This is a genomic window from Promicromonospora sp. NPDC110617 (genome assembly GCF_055598465.1).
Window position 1 is genome coordinate 865,724 of the sequence record NZ_JBVKBM010000002.1, and the last position, 14,162, is coordinate 879,885.

At 65.2% G+C, this 14,162-nt stretch carries 12 protein-coding genes; 4 read left to right on the forward strand and 8 right to left on the reverse strand.

Going from position 1 to position 14,162, the window contains the following annotated elements:
* Positions 1–441: 441 nt before the first annotated feature.
* The 4 genes from ACZ7LE_RS14505 to ACZ7LE_RS14520 all read right to left on the reverse strand — a co-directional run bounded on the left by ACZ7LE_RS14505 (position 442) and on the right by ACZ7LE_RS14520 (position 6,110).
* A complete protein-coding gene (locus tag ACZ7LE_RS14505; RefSeq protein WP_470403957.1) occupies positions 442–2,175 on the reverse strand; it encodes a class I SAM-dependent methyltransferase in 1,734 nt (577 codons plus the stop codon).
* A gap of 116 nt (positions 2,176–2,291) precedes the next feature.
* Entirely contained in the window at positions 2,292–3,662 is a 1,371-nt protein-coding gene (locus tag ACZ7LE_RS14510; protein WP_470403958.1) for a competence protein CoiA family protein, read from the reverse strand.
* A gap of 175 nt (positions 3,663–3,837) precedes the next feature.
* Complete coding sequence (locus ACZ7LE_RS14515; RefSeq protein ID WP_470403959.1) at positions 3,838–4,764, reverse strand: phosphotransferase enzyme family protein; 927 nt, start codon at positions 4,762–4,764, stop codon at positions 3,838–3,840.
* Positions 4,765–4,769: 5 nt separating this feature from the next.
* Positions 4,770–6,110 carry a helix-turn-helix transcriptional regulator gene (locus tag ACZ7LE_RS14520; protein ID WP_470403960.1) on the reverse strand — a complete coding sequence of 447 codons (1,341 nt, stop codon included), beginning with the start codon at positions 6,108–6,110 and terminating at the stop codon, positions 4,770–4,772.
* Positions 6,111–6,347: 237 nt separating this feature from the next.
* Here ACZ7LE_RS14520 and ACZ7LE_RS14525 point away from each other — a divergent pair, with 237 nt between their 5' ends.
* From ACZ7LE_RS14525 to ACZ7LE_RS14535, 3 genes are read left to right on the forward strand one after another with little or no spacing between them, the layout of a single operon-like run.
* Positions 6,348–6,623 carry a hypothetical protein gene (locus tag ACZ7LE_RS14525; RefSeq protein ID WP_470403961.1) on the forward strand — a complete coding sequence of 92 codons (276 nt, stop codon included), beginning with the start codon at positions 6,348–6,350 and terminating at the stop codon, positions 6,621–6,623.
* Positions 6,620–6,988: a hypothetical protein gene (locus ACZ7LE_RS14530; protein ID WP_470403962.1), complete on the forward strand. Its 369-nt coding sequence runs from the start codon at positions 6,620–6,622 to the stop codon at positions 6,986–6,988. The genes ACZ7LE_RS14525 and ACZ7LE_RS14530 overlap by 4 nt, the downstream gene beginning before the upstream one ends.
* Positions 6,985–8,193, forward strand: coding sequence for an HAD family hydrolase (locus ACZ7LE_RS14535; RefSeq protein ID WP_470403963.1), 1,209 nt, complete (start codon positions 6,985–6,987; stop codon positions 8,191–8,193). The genes ACZ7LE_RS14530 and ACZ7LE_RS14535 overlap by 4 nt, the downstream gene beginning before the upstream one ends.
* Before the next feature lie 22 nt (positions 8,194–8,215).
* Here ACZ7LE_RS14535 and ACZ7LE_RS14540 read toward each other — a convergent pair whose 3' ends face one another.
* Positions 8,216–9,463 (reverse strand): ATP phosphoribosyltransferase regulatory subunit, encoded by a 1,248-nt coding sequence (locus ACZ7LE_RS14540; protein ID WP_470403964.1) that lies wholly within the window; start codon positions 9,461–9,463, stop codon positions 8,216–8,218.
* A gap of 83 nt (positions 9,464–9,546) precedes the next feature.
* Here ACZ7LE_RS14540 and ACZ7LE_RS14545 point away from each other — a divergent pair, with 83 nt between their 5' ends.
* Positions 9,547–10,599: a D-alanine--D-alanine ligase family protein gene (locus ACZ7LE_RS14545; RefSeq protein ID WP_470403965.1), complete on the forward strand. Its 1,053-nt coding sequence runs from the start codon at positions 9,547–9,549 to the stop codon at positions 10,597–10,599.
* A gap of 3 nt (positions 10,600–10,602) precedes the next feature.
* Here ACZ7LE_RS14545 and hisS read toward each other — a convergent pair whose 3' ends face one another.
* The 3 genes from hisS to ACZ7LE_RS14560 form a co-directional block, all read right to left on the reverse strand.
* On the reverse strand, positions 10,603–11,919 hold the full coding sequence (gene hisS / locus ACZ7LE_RS14550; protein WP_470403966.1) for a histidine--tRNA ligase: 1,317 nt from the start codon (positions 11,917–11,919) through the stop codon (positions 10,603–10,605).
* 106 nt (positions 11,920–12,025) lie between these two features.
* Entirely contained in the window at positions 12,026–13,195 is a 1,170-nt protein-coding gene (locus ACZ7LE_RS14555; RefSeq protein WP_470403967.1) for a glycosyltransferase family protein, read from the reverse strand.
* Complete coding sequence (locus tag ACZ7LE_RS14560) at positions 13,192–14,082, reverse strand: pantoate--beta-alanine ligase (protein ID WP_470403968.1); 891 nt, start codon at positions 14,080–14,082, stop codon at positions 13,192–13,194. The genes ACZ7LE_RS14555 and ACZ7LE_RS14560 overlap by 4 nt, the downstream gene beginning before the upstream one ends.
* Positions 14,083–14,162 lie beyond the last annotated feature (80 nt).

The window sequence follows — 14,162 nt, forward strand, 5'->3', positions numbered from 1 at the left end:
CACAGCTTGTGCATTAGGTGTGTGGCCTTCGTCGTGGCGGTCCGCGGGACCCGCAGTCCCGCTACTCGCCTGCCCTCGTCACGCAGCCGCGTCCGTCGCGCCGCGGTGTCCGTCGCGCCGCTGTGTCCATCGCGCGTACGTCGTCGCATGCTCGTGCGTAGCCGTCGCGTGCTCGTCGGCCGTGTGCCCGTGCCGCGCGGTACCGGGGGCGCGGCAGCGGGATCCCTCCGGCTTGGGGCGTAACCTCTCCCGGGCATGCGACGAGGCCGCCCATCCCGGGGTCGGGGGATGGACGGCCTCGTGCTCTATGAATGCTGCTGCCGTTGGCGGATTTGGCGAGCAGCTGCGCACGGCTACCAATGCGGCGGCGACCAAATCAACGACCGAGCTCAGTGGCTAACGGACCACCGTCCATCGGGCTGATAGGACGGCTCAGATCCCCTAGTCGAAGGTGCCGCTCGCGTAGCGCGACGGATCGATGCCACGGCGGGTCATGAAGGCTCGCATCGCCGCCGAGTACGGGCCTTGGACGTAGAACTCCCCGTACTGTGCTTCGAGCGCGTCCCAGACCACGGAGAACAGCCCTGCGCTTCCCGAGCCTCGGAACCCGCGCTCGTACGGATGGATCCACACCCAGGCCAAAGCCCAGCGATCATTGTCCTGGTTCATCCCGACCGCGCCTGCCACGACGGGGAACGTAGTGCCGTAGTACTTCGACAGGATCAGAAGCGGCTGTGAGGCATCGTCATCGGGGTCGTATGGGCTGTAGTCATACCCACCTTCTCGCCTGAAATGGCGCCCCATCTGCGCGGCGGCCGCGCGGTGGGCCTCGGTGGTGACGGGCAGCAAAGGGCCCCTCGGGTGCCTCTCACCGAGTAGTGGGACCAGACTCATCGTGAGCAGCGAGTCGATGCCGCGGAGCTCGGCCGTTTGCTCGCGCAGCATGCGTGCTTGCTCGTCCTCGCGAACCTCGCCCGGCCACGTGATCAGGAGGGCGCCATCCGTTCGCCGCAGCACAGTGATGTAGGGCGGCGCATTGACGCTCACGGGCCCTGAGATCCACCGGTAGACCGGTGTGCCATCGCGGTGCTGGGCGTCGTAGGTACGGACGATCTCGACGAGACGGCCTGCCAGGTGACCAGCATCGGGTCCCTTCGCGACGACACCAATCTCGGTGCAGTCGTGCCCTGGGACGGGTCGGGTTGCCAGGACGGCGTACGAGGCACCTTCGGTGATACCAGGAGAGAGCGTCGTGACTGGTCCAAGATCGGTGCGGTCGTCGGCGGTGACCTGGCAGCCTCCAGGCTGGACCAGAACCCAGGTGAGCAGGTCAACCCACTCTGTCCTGTTCATGTAGGTGACGCCAGACCATGCCTCGACGGCGGGCGCGACCAGGGCCTCGTCAGTTACGTCGAAGTCGTCGGGGGTCCCGTCGTCGTCGAACTGGAACGTCACGCGGCCACCGGACGGCCCGACGAGCACCGGTTCCAGCTCGTCGTAGTAGTCGAGTCCCTGCACGACCACGACGGACTCTGAGACGAGGATGTCCTCGCGATGCCGGAATCCGATCACCCGCTGACTAATCGGCGCGAGTCGTACTGAGACGACCAGGATGCCGCCTGGGACGAGCTCCTCGAGCCAGGCGTCCGGGATCGTGTCCGTGCCAGTGGTGGCGATGATTCGGTCGAACAGGCCACGGCGAAGCGGCAGGCTTGCATCAGCAGTGACGACCTCGACCCGGTCGGCCAGCCTCAGCTGTTCGATGCTGGCGCGTGTGCGCTCGGTGACAACCTCGTCGACGTCGACCGCCACGACTTCGCCGTCCGGTCCGACCAGGTGCGCCAGGAGCGCAGTGAGCGGTCCGCTGCTACCCACCTCCAGGACCCGCATCCCCGGTTCGACCTGAAGCTGAGCGAGATTGCGGGCGTGCAGGATCGGCGCGGACAGCGTCGCATTGTCGGCGCCGAGACGAGTTCCGCCTTTGTCATGGATCAGGTGGAGCTGCTCGGCTGGCGTGTCGGGTGGGTAGAACGCCTCACGGGGTACCGCCCGGAACGCCGCTTCGATTCGCGGGTCGCTAATCGCACCGACTTCGATCAGTTCAGCAACTATCTGCTCCCGCAGAACGCTGGGCTCGGGAATCGCTGGCGTTGCCTGCGCGTGCTGCTCGGTCACGATGTGTCTCAACCTCTCGTTGGGCTCTCGTTGGGCTCTCGTCGGCATTGACACAATGTTGTCCGGAGTCAACGTCGACCTGAGTCGAGCTATATGCGTGCTACGGCGACCACTACTCAGCGCACGTTGTGCCCCATGTGCGGATCCCAATCGGCTTTGTCCGCAGGCATCGCGTGATCACAGTCGTAGCACCAGGGGCTGGGCTTCGTGTACTGGATGTGCGCCGCCTCGTAAGGCTGCTGGGTGGGCTCGTCTTGTGACGAAGGTGGGGACACGGCTTCCTGGCGTAGCCACCAGTTGAGGTCTCGGTATGTGCGCCAGCCGTACTTGCCCGCCGGCTCGATCAATCGAGCTCTTTCGAGCGTATTGAGGAACGAGGTGATGGCGCGGTACCGGTCCGAGGTGCTGCCGCTCCATCCGACGGACGCGTCGTTGAGTGTGTCGTAGCAGTCGCCGATCGTGAACTGGTGCGCCCACGGCTGACGGTGCACGTGCGCTTCGTACAGGATCGCGCGCCAATGCACGGGTGAGGCGTGGATGCAGTCGCCGCCTTCTCCGGAAGAATTCAGCAGCGTCGGGATCTTTCCCCACCGACCAAGAATTCTCTTGCGCTCGGGCGACAGCTCCCAGCGGCGCTCGTACTCGTACCACCTACCTCGCCGGGCGTTGGAACGCATCTTCTCGAGCGCTTTCTCAGCAGCCAGCGCCTTCCTTCTCGCTTCTTCGATCTGCCGCATTGCCGGCGTGACCAATCCGGCGTCCGGGTCGAGGTCGCAGTCGTCCAGGTCGTCGATGTGAAGGCGTGCCAAGTAGGTCCACTCGCTTAGAGCCTTGCTGTGATCGCTGACGGCCAACGTCCCGATCTGCCGGGTGACCGGGTTGACGACCAAGGGATGACGGCCTGCGGCCGCAAGGGTCCCGGCGAGGCCGGGGACCCGAACTAAGATTGGGTCTGCCGCGTCGGTGGTAAGCCGTGTATGTCCAATTAGCCATGAGCACGTGACGGCGTCGCGATCTAAGTCGTCCTGCTTGGATCGCCAAGCAGCCGGTGGGAACCGCTTGTACTCGACTTCGAGTGCGACACGTCGCCCGTCGTTCCATGTCACCAGCACATCGGGCCGACGGTTCAATTCCAGCTCGACGTTCTTGATCGTCTGCTCCTCGACAACCTGCGCATCGTCGCCCAACTTGGCGGATGCCCACTGAGCAAGCATCGCCTTGGCCGCCAGGTGATGAACAGACTCTGGTCCACCGGGATGCTCGACCCGTGCGACGTGGAAGAAGTGGTCACGCCTTGAGCCGCCACGAGTCGAGATCGGCGCGTCACACCCAGGGACCAGGCAGCTCCACTCTGCCTTCGCGATCTCCCGGACCGCAGAAGCCGTGCCCGGAGCGATGAACACCGCCTCGCCCGTCACACAGTGTCGTGCCCAGACCTGTCTGAGATCGCGAGCGACAAACCGCTCCACTGTTTCGGCCGAATCCACCAACGTAGACAACCCCCACCACGGTCGCTGCACCAGTCGCCAAGGCCAGCGCATCCACTCGAAACCTGCTGATTCCCCAAATCCTGGTCCGTATATGCCGCGCGACACACCCGCTTAAGTTCCCAGCCACGCCGGCCAGACAGCCGACCGTCCACCGCCGACCCTAGAAAGCAGGTCAGCTGTACGTAGTCCAGACCGCATCCATATCTCCGGCGCGGAAGGTGTCGAACCGGTAGCGCCATTGCTCCCGGATGCGCGGGCTGGAGCGCAGTACGGGCAGCACGCTGGTGACGAGCTGAAGCTCACGGATACGACGAAAGACAGGGAAACCGGGCCAATCGAGGATGTCCAGGCCGTACCCATCGGCGAGCTGGCCGTGATAGTCGATCGGGTAGTGGAAACGGAGCCGTCCGACGGCGGCTGGAGTCAGGTCCCACTCCCGCGGTCCGGTGCAGGTTGAGTCAAAGTCGCATAGCACGGGCCCGTCGGGGCCTGGAATGAGGTTGCCCGCGAACACGTCACCATGGATAGGACCGGGCTCCAGGAGAAAGTCGACGTCCGCGAGGTCCGCCTCGAGCTCGTCGGTGACATCAGCGAGGTACTGACGTTCGTTGTCAGTCAGGACATCTTGAGCAGCCAGGCGCGTACGGACCGTGCCGAGCTGGTCCCAAACAGGCAGGCCATCGGGTGCGTCTGAGAGCGCATGGAAACGCCGGGCAATGCGACCCAGGTCGTGCCCGGTGGGGCGCGGTCCGACGTCGGTCACCTTGTGCCACACGGTGACCGCGTGACCGTCCGTGGCGAGTGGCTGTACGACACCTTCGAGAAGACGGACGGTCGGCATGTCGTGCTTGGCGAGCCATTCGGCGACGGCTACGACTTTCTCTGCTCTACTCGAAATGGCGTCGGAGCCGGCGATGCGGACGACGTACGGGTCGCGGGAGAGCGCGAAGACGGCGTTGTTGGTGAACTTGATTAGCCGAGCGTCGGCTGGGTTGGCGCCGATGTACTCGCAGATTCTGGCCAATACTTCGTATGGCCAGCCGATGTCGTCCACATGCTTCGGCTTGGCGCTAGTGCCACCGGTGGTGTTCGTGGTCATTGTCCTCAGACGGCGGGTTGCAGTTCCGTGATGCGCTGAGCGAGTTCGTCCGCCCCGACACGCGGCGGCCGCGCGGCAGCTTCGACGCGCAGCGGTTCGAGCCGGTCGATGGTACGCACGGACCGAACCGACGCCGCCCCGTCGACCGCCTGGTGACCAAAGGCAATTCCCTCGTCGTACGCGCCAAGACGCAGATGCGCCACGGCGAGCGAGATGTGCTCGAAGGTCCTGCTGCGCGCCATCTCCGGTCCCCGGAGCCCGACCGTGGGGGTGACGAGATCGATCGCGCGCGTCATCTCCCGGTCTTGCGGGTCTGGCAGCGACGTTAGGGCCGCGCCGGTCACCGCGTGCAGATCCATCTCGCCGAAGAATCGCACCCAGGACGCTGCCTGATCGTGGTCGGCGCCACCGAACGCTTCGTTGGCCGCCGAGACAGCGTGGTCCATCTTGGTGCGGTCTCCGAGGTAGGCGTAGGCCCACGCCATGTTGGCCCACAGCATCGAGTCCGTGACACCGCAGGAGTCCTGCGCGACGAGCTGTCCGAGTTGGAAGAACCGCAGTGCCTCCTTGCTCAGGCCTCGGTGCAGGTGCAGGCGTCCCAACCGGTAGAGGATGTTCGCAGCCAACGAGTCAGCCCCGGCGTGGCGCGCCTGCTGCAACGCTCGCGCGAAGTGACGGCGTGCGGTGGAGAACATTCCGACGTCGAACGACGCCCAGCCCGCGAGGTTGTGCAGGTCGGCCAGCGCGACCAACAGGTGCCGTCGCGTCTCGTCGGTCGCGTCTGCCGCCAGGAGCTGTTGCGACCAGCGCACCTGGGCTGAGATCGCGTCCCTGCAGGCACCTCCGCCATGGGCGTAGTCAACCGCTCGCATCGCGGCAGTCAGTGCCTGCACGTGCTCGACGTCGACCATCCCGATCCGTGCCGGGGCCGACGCCATCAGCCGTTCAACAGGCTCAGCCCATGCCGGATCGGCGCCCTGGTCAGGTGCCATAGCGACGGAGGCGAGCTGGCCCAGGAGCAGGCGTGCTTCGTTGCGTTCCTGCCCATCAGGCAACACCTCAACGACCGCGGCGTCCTTGCCAGGTCCGAGAGCCAATAGCTCATCGAGGTCCTTCAACGTGACTTGGAGCGCCTCGGCCAGGCGCGCTCGGATCCATAGGCCGGGCTCCATGAAGCCGGTCTCCCAGCGCGCGACGGTGGTGCGTTCGACGTCGCACCGGGCGGCAAGGGCCTCCTGGGTCAGGCCAAGAGCACGACGCCGCTCGGACAATCTGCTGCGGCGTTTCCCCATGGCGTCCCCCCAGATGCGCGGCGCCAACGCCGCTCGCGGTCGATCGTCTGGCACGTCCACGGTATCCGTAGCCGGCTCCGGGATCCACGGTCCGGGAGGGTTGCGCGTAAGACGCTACAAGGCCGCTACAGCCCTGCAACTAACAAGCCCCGCGGCGTAGCAGGCGCTACGCGCCTGCTACACGATCGACGCCACGACGCCCTATGGACGGGTTCCCCGTGCCGATTCGATGGGAAAGAACAGGAGCCTGCCTCGCCGACGCGGGCCCATGAGTCGAACCAGGAGCGAATCATGCAGACCACCACACCATCGTTGCGTGACGTCGTCACGATGCTCACCGACATCCTCGATAGCCTCGGCGAAGACCGTGTCGCCGGCCTGACCCTCATGCGCGGCAGCCTGCGGATCGAGCCGTCCGCCCTGGCCGACGGGGCAACGATCGCCCGCGAGCTGGGCCTCGCTTCGCGCCTCGACCACTCGATGACGGTTCCTGCCGTCACCGACTGGTCCGGGTCCGTCGGCGGGCTGGATTGCCATGTCCGCGCTCTCGCCGGGACAGCCCTGTGAACCGGCAGCGGCCGATCGCGTTGGGCTACGTTGCCGCACGGGGCGCCACAGACACGGCGAGCCAGCGTGCGCTCGTAACCACCTACGCATCTGCCGAAGGGCTTGCCCTGGCGGATGTCCTGGACGACCACCGCGACGGGCTCACCATCAGCCAGATCGCAGACACCGCCTGCCTGCGCGGGGCCACCGCTGTCATCGTCCCCGGACAGTCGAGGCTTGCCAGCGCCTACACCCGGCTTGCCTACGAACTCGAACAGCACGGCATCCAGTGCGTGCTGATCGGCGCGGCACCTGGCAAGTCGGTGCTGACCGGACGGATCACGACGTCGTCGACACCCGCCGTTGCGGAAGCGGTCCCCTCATGAACGCCACACCCGCAAGGAATCCGTTGCTGGTGGCGCTGGACATCGACGGCACGCTCATGCATCCCGACGGCCACATCGCCGAGGACGTGCACCAGGCGATCGACCTTGCCCGCGCAGCAGGGCATTACCTGGTACTCGCCACAGGTCGGTCTCTGGCCGGGCTCCTGCCCGTCGCCGAACGTCTCGGCCTGGCCGAGGGCCACGCCGTGGCATCCAACGGCGCGCTCACGATCCGCCTGGACCCCAACGCACCCGGCGGACACCGGTTCACGGGCACACGGCTGTTTGACCCCGCGGCCGTGATCCGCCAAGCGACCTCACTCGCCCCGGCTGTTCGCATAGCGGTCGAGGAACCCGGTTGGGGATGGCGGGTGAACCGGCTGTTCAACCCGGACGTGCTCAACGGAGAGCAGAAATGCACCTCCGTCGCGGACATGTGCGCGACGCCCGCGACCCGGGTCGTGCTGTCTTCTCCCAAGATCCGGCTGCACCTGGACGCGCTACGCGAGACGGGTATGACGGTCACGCCGGCAGGCCCGAACTGGCTCGACGTGACGGGTGCTGGAGTCTCCAAAGCGACGACTCTGGAGAAGCTCCGGAACAAGCTGAAAGTGCCGCAAGAGGCCACAGTCGCGATCGGCGACGGCGTCAACGACATCGAAGCCCTGACCTGGGCGACCCGAGGCTTCGCGATGGGCCACGCCCCCGCGGCGGTCCGCTCGGCAGCCGATGAGGTAACCGGCACGATCGATGAGGACGGCGCCGCCACGGTGCTGGACTCGCTCATGCGCGACGCCATCGACACATCGAACTGGTCACCGCTGCCGGCACAGCTCGCCATCGCCGTCGCGAGCGCGCGAGGCCCGCTGCGAGTCAGAGTTTGGCGCAGCACTGGTGCCACTCTCGAGAGCGCCGAGACGTTCACGTTCGTGGCTGGCGAGTGGGTGCGGCACGGGCCTATCCCGGCCGCGGCGGGCTCGCTGACGCTCGACGTCACCAACGCTGCCACGGCCGCGGGGCTCGAGTACCCGCGGACGGACCTCGGTCTGCGAGCGCGCTGGACCAAGACCGAGACTGACGCGGGGCCAGTCTGCTTCGATCTGCCGTTGTGGCAGCCTCGGCCCTCTAAGCACGTCGAACTCAGCCGAGAAGCATACGTCCAAACCATCCACCAGGGTCAGCCAGGCCGTGTCGAAGCAGAGTAGGTCAGCGCAACTTGAAAGATCGTCAAGCAGATCTGCGCGAGCGGGAACCGAGCAGCCACGGAATCACCTGATCTCGAGGCACGTCGTGCAGAACGCCATACTCATCGCGGATGCGGAGTGCGGTCGCAGCGTCGTCTCTCAGACCGAGCGCGATGACGTTTCGGATGCCAAGCCGGTCGGCATCTCGCAGGTGCGCCGCCATGGACTGTTCCAGGTGGTCCGTCCAAACCGTGAGCCCGGCGGAGCGAACTGCCCTGCCCAGCTCGTCCGCGGTCTGGATCGTGCTCCGATCGAGGCTAAGCACCATGACGTCGGCCGCCGGTCGCACTGCTCGCTCGACCAAGTCGCCCAAACGTTCGAGCCCCACCATTGCCGCGTTCACACGTACCGGCCGCTGGAGAAAACGACGCGCGAAAGCGCTGTAGTCGCCGCCATCGCCGAGCAGCCGTTCCTCGTTGGCCGGACGGATCGTGAACGACGGTGCATCGTGGAACTCGCTGGCATGGAGCGACGAGAGATCAATTGTCGCGGTGGCGCCAGCAGACTCTGCTGCCGCAGCCAGTGCCTGGGCCCGTGCGACCCGGCGTCGGATCGCATCTGGCAGATCGGTCCAAGATTCCGCGCCTCTGGCGCTCGGATCATCGACAAGCAGCTCCGCCAAGCGAACGAGGTGGTGCTCACCATCGATGCCGGCAGCGAGGGCGGGTCGGTCCGCAGCGTGAGCACGTCGAAGGGCATCAAGCAGGTCCGTAGACGGCACCTCCATCGCAGTGAGCCAAGTCCCTGGGTCGGTGATCGAGAAGGTGGCGGCGACCCTCTGTGCGACGAACTCAGCGAGTATCTGGATCTGACGTGCGGTAGAGCGGTCATCGTCCCCGGTCGGTTTCTCGGCCACGTCAAGGAGTCCGAGGTGGTGGAAGTGCCTGCGGGGACGACGCTCGTACCGAAACACGGGTGCGGCGTAGCTGACGCGCTGACGTTGCAGATCCCTGGCGGTAGCGAGCCGAAGCGCCGCGGGCAGGCTGTCCGAGGCCAACGCAAGCCGGCGCCCCCGGCGGTCGTCGAATTCGTAGGTCCGGTTCTCCCCCGCGTGATGGCTGTCACTGAAGGTCGAAGCAAACCCGACCGGAGGAAGCGTTACCGCCTGATAGCCGTGAGAACCGCACAGGTCGAGCCATTCGTTCTGCAGTCGTCGCCGGACTTCCGTGGTCTCTGGGGAGACGTCGTCGAACCCTCGAGGCAGCGTCAGGTGTTGTGGTCGCTGGTGCACGGCGCCTCCGTGGTCGAACTAGCAGACTGGACAATTGGGCCATCAGCATCATGAGGTCCCGTGAAGCTTCAGGGCGGAGAAATATGGGTACTGCAGGTGTAGGTGTGGTCTTCGGAGGGCCGTCTCCCGAGCACGAGGTGAGCCTGGCCAGTGCCCGGGGCGTCTTGGAGAACGCTCAGTTGCTGGGGTGGAACCTCCTCCCGGTTGGCGTAGGCCGCGACGGGACATGGCACGTCGGCCCGGGCGCCCTGCGCCTGCTCTGGGAACAGTCGGAACAGAGACGGGTACCCGGTCACGAAACCTTCCAGGCTGCGCCGGGGCCAGTTATGTCGTACCCGGCCCTGCCTGTTGATGCGTTTGCCGGTTTTCCCCTGGTGCTGCCTGTAACCCATGGTGGTTGGGGCGAGGACGGCACACTTCAGCAGATGCTTCTGACGGCTGGCCTGCGCCTGATCGGATGTGGTCCACAGACTTCCTCCGACTGCCTGGACAAAGCCCGGACGAAGTCGGTCCTCGCGGATGCGGGAATTCCCGTGACCCGCGGGATGGTTGTGCCCCGTGCCGACGCCGAGGCTCCCGACCTGCTGCAGCGCCTGGTCGAGCACGTCGGCCCGCCGCCGTGGTTCGTCAAGCCGCAGTCCGGTGGGTCGAGCGTCGGGATCAGCCGAGTTGATACGCCCGACGACGTTCGAACCGCCCTGCAGCGCGCCCTGGTGCACGACGAGGGTGTGGTCGTAGAACAACTCGTCCAGCACCGCGAACTCGTAGTCGGGGTCGTCGGCCGGAACTCGTTGATCGTGTCTTCGCCAGGTGAATGCCGCCCTGTCGGGAACCTGTACACCTACGAGGAGAAGTACGCAGTGGGCAATCCGCTGTTCACTTGTCCCGCTGACCTCGACAGCGCCACGACCGAGGAGGCTCGTGTCCTCGCCGAAGCGGCCTACCGGGCTCTGAACTGCGACGTGTTCGCTCGGGTCGACCTCTTCCTCGACCAGCAGACTGGAAAGCTCCTCGTCAACGAGGTCAACACCATTCCAGGAATGACAAACAGCAGCGTCTTCCCCAAGGTGATGCGTGCAGCAGGTCTGGACTATCCGAACCTGCTGCACGCGCTCCACACTGCCGCCTTGGAGTAACCGTCAGGCCCGGGACCAGGCAGCAGGGTCGGCGACAGACTGCTCCCCCGAGGCCATGTCCTTGACCTCATGGTCCCTGCCGTCCTCGAAGGGCGGGAACCAAACGAACGGGATCCGTTTGCGGGAGGCGTACTTGAGCTGCTTGGCGATCTTGTCTGCCTGGTGGTACAGCTCGACGTTCAGGCCGCGTCCCCGCAGCGTGGCTGCAGCGGACTGAGCGTCAACTCGTCGATCGTCGCTGGGCACCACGACCAGGACGTCAGTAGGACTGCTCGGACCGGTCTCAATCAGCCCCTCGGCGACGAGCTTGGCAAAGATCCGTGTCAGGCCGATCGACAGCCCGATACCCGGAAGCTTTTTCCTTGTGAAGCTGCCTGTCAGATTCTCGTAGCGGCCACCAGCGCTGATACTCCCGTAGCCGGGCCAGTCGAGGAACTTGGCCTCGTACACGGTGCCCGTGTAGTAGTCGAGACCGCGTGCGATCGACAGGTCGGCCGTCACGGTGCCTGCCGGGAGGTCCGCGAACGAATCGAGGAGCTGCCCGAGTTCGACGAGACCCTCTTCCAGAAGGTCCGACTTCACGCCCAGGGCTCGGATCTCGTCGATGACGGTTGAGTCCGTGCCGCGGATAAGTGCCAGCGACCTGGTCGCAGAAACCTGGTCGGCGGTAAGGCCGACGTCGGACGACAGGAGATCGGAAACGGCCTCTGGGCCGATCTTGTCGATCTTGTCGACGACACGGATGACAGCCATCGTGTCGTGGATGCCGAGGCCCTCATAGAAGCCCTGCAGCACCTTGCGGTTGTTGACGTTGACCGTCCAGGCCGGCAGATCCAGAGCAGTGAGGACCTCGACAACGATGCGCAGAAGCTCGGAGTCGAAGTGCAGCGGAACGTCATCCTGGCCGATGACGTCAATGTCGCACTGGGTGAACTCGCGGTAGCGGCCTTCCTGCGGTCGTTCACCACGCCAGACTCGCTGGATCTGATAGCGCTTGAAGGGGAAGACAAGCCTGCCGGCGTTCGCGGCCACGTACCGCGCGAACGGAACAGTGAGGTCGAAATGCAGTCCGAGGCTGGCATCGGTCTGATCCTTCGCATCGGCCTGGAGCCGCTGGAGGGTGTACACCTCCTGCGAGGTCTCCCCCTTGGACTGCAGCACGTCGAGCCGCTCAACCGACGGAGTCTCGATGGAACAGAAGCCGTAGCTCTCGAAGATCTGGCGGATCCTGTCGAGCCAATGCTGCTCGACCAGCCGGACCTCGGGCAACCACTCAGGGAAGCCGCTGATCGGGTCAGGTCGAACCAGCTGTTCGGTCATTCGGGTGCTCCAGGTTCAAATCTCGGGGTGATGCCCGGTCGTTGGTCGGGCGATGGCCCACCTCTACCAACCGCGTGTTGGCGAGGAGTGAGGGCCGCGGACGATTCTAGGTGCTGGGCCATAGATGCTGCCGGTGATCGAAGAAGTCCTGCGCCTGATCAACAACGGTCTGGTACCAGTCCGGCTCGCCCGCGATCTCGCGATGGTGTCCCACCACCCTGCTGAGGAAGAGCGTCTCCAACAGGTCGACTGGGGCCACTACACCGTTGCCCATCACTTCGGGGCTGACCCACGAGGCAAGGGCGTCACGCCAGAGCGGCCACGGCAACCCGCGCTCGGCACCCGCCGCCACGAAGTCGATCAACATGCTGGCTATGTGCGGTGGGAACGCCAAGAAACCATGTTCGTCGCGATCGTGCAGAAGGCGACTCAACGTCCCGCGAGCGAGTCTGTCGATGTCACAGTCGCGAGCAGGGACTTTGAATGCCGAGTCGACCGGAGTTTGGACACCCATCGGCACAAGCCTTGTCGGTGGCGGCCCGGCGGCGATTCGCGCTCGGGCTCGATGCTGGACGCTCAGTGCGTTCTCTCTGAACTTCCCGCCCATTCGGTAGTCGTCGTCGGTTACACCTGAGAAGCTGCGTAGCTTGTTTCGACGCTTTGCACCCAGGCTGATACAAGTCCACGCCTCCGTCGCGGTGAGCGATGCGATGAGGAAATCAGCGCCGTAGCGCAGGTCTCCAGTGGTCCACTGCTCACCGAGCACCTGTTGAACCGCACGGCGAGACAGTGCCACATCACCGCAGAGCGGTTCACGCAGATCGACGCCAAAGACGCCGGCGAGCGCCGGGTAGGCGAGGTGGTAGGTGAGGTCGCCGCCGTTCCAGCGTGGAGGGCGAATGGGGTAGCAGTAGTCGGCTCCTTCGTGTAGAGCCTTAGTGAGGCCGTGGATCCATTCCTGCGGCACCTCGGCGAGGTCGGTGTCGACGGAGATCACGGCGTCGAACCCGTCATCGATCATGTGTTGGAGGATGGCGACGGTGTTGGTTCCCTTGCCGGCAGCGTGTTCGGTGATGACGACACGCTTGGGGAAATGAGTGGTGGTCGCCAGAAAGCGGTCTGTGGTGCCATCGATCGAGGCGTTGTCGCAGTTGAGGAGTAGCGCATCGACAGGAAACGGCAGTCTCAGCAGTGCTTGGTCGATGTCGCTGGCGACCTTGGCGATGGTGTCTGCCTCGTTGAAGCTCGGCAGGCCGATGAGGAGCCTGTACGTCATGGGATCCAGATCACCTCGGGAGACTCCGCAAGCTCTTGTTCAGTTCGCAGGCAGAGTCCGTCGAAGTGAGTGATCGTGCCGTCAGTGATCGCGACATGAAGGATGCAAGGCGGCTTGGCCCGATCCAAGGGAACGAAGGTCTCGGCATCGACGACCGTCACGTACAGGATCTGGAATGTCGTCAGGGCCGCCTCGAGCTGCTCCCGGACTGCGTCGACGATGACCGTTGCTTTCGTCTCGCCGTCGCAGATCAGTCGCCGCCCGCTCTCGAGCGCGTGATAGACCGCTCCGACTTCAACGAGTCGTTCGGACGGTAGGAATCGGAGCCGTGAGGAGACGGGTACGCCGGTGTCGCGGTAGCGCACGCAGGGCACGTGGCGGATGTCGCAGTCGATCAGCAGGTCCTTGACGGCGCGCTGGACAAGGAGCGACTGCTCGATGTCCTTCATCCCGAAGTAGCTCGCGGTCGGGCGGCACAGGGAGATCCATCGGATCGCTCCGGTGACCTGGCCACGTGAGGCGTAGTCGAATACGGAGCTGTTCAGGCGGTGAGCACGGTCGCCCTGGTCGATGTAGGTCGAATAGTCGGGCGGGTACATCTCGGTGTCGTCCGACGAGATCACGATGTCGGCGCCACAGTGTTCGGCGAAGGCAATGTCCTCTTCGAGGTCGTACTGGTACACGCTGCCGGGGAAGAGCTGGATCCGATTCGGGTACACAGTGACGATGGTGTGTTCGTTCTCCCCTGCCGCCCGCTTGATCACCTCGCCGTGCGCGACATGCAGTGCGCCGAGCGTGTGGACGGAGCCGATGCTCCGGCCGGTACACCAGAGTTCCCTCAAACGCGGACGCGCCTTGGCTACGGACGTGTAGTGCTCGACAGGCATGGGTCGACTCCCTCTCGCGGTGGAAGATCTGGTCCGGCGGGCGGCGGCGCGAACCCTGCGCCGCCGCCCGCACGGTGTCT

Bases quoted from the DNA above. Each gene is read 5' to 3' on its own strand.
- ACZ7LE_RS14535 (WP_470403963.1), top strand. From the start codon at position 6,985: ATGAACGCCACACCCGCAAGGAATCCGTTGCTGGTGGCGCTGGACATC.
- ACZ7LE_RS14525 (WP_470403961.1), top strand. From the start codon at position 6,348: ATGCAGACCACCACACCATCGTTGCGTGACGTCGTCACGATGCTCACC.
- ACZ7LE_RS14515 (WP_470403959.1), bottom strand. From the start codon at position 4,764: ATGACCACGAACACCACCGGTGGCACTAGCGCCAAGCCGAAGCATGTG.
- hisS (WP_470403966.1), bottom strand. From the start codon at position 11,919: ATGACCGAACAGCTGGTTCGACCTGACCCGATCAGCGGCTTCCCTGAG.
- ACZ7LE_RS14545 (WP_470403965.1), top strand. From the start codon at position 9,547: ATGGGTACTGCAGGTGTAGGTGTGGTCTTCGGAGGGCCGTCTCCCGAG.
- ACZ7LE_RS14560 (WP_470403968.1), bottom strand. From the start codon at position 14,082: ATGCCTGTCGAGCACTACACGTCCGTAGCCAAGGCGCGTCCGCGTTTG.
- ACZ7LE_RS14555 (WP_470403967.1), bottom strand. From the start codon at position 13,195: ATGACGTACAGGCTCCTCATCGGCCTGCCGAGCTTCAACGAGGCAGAC.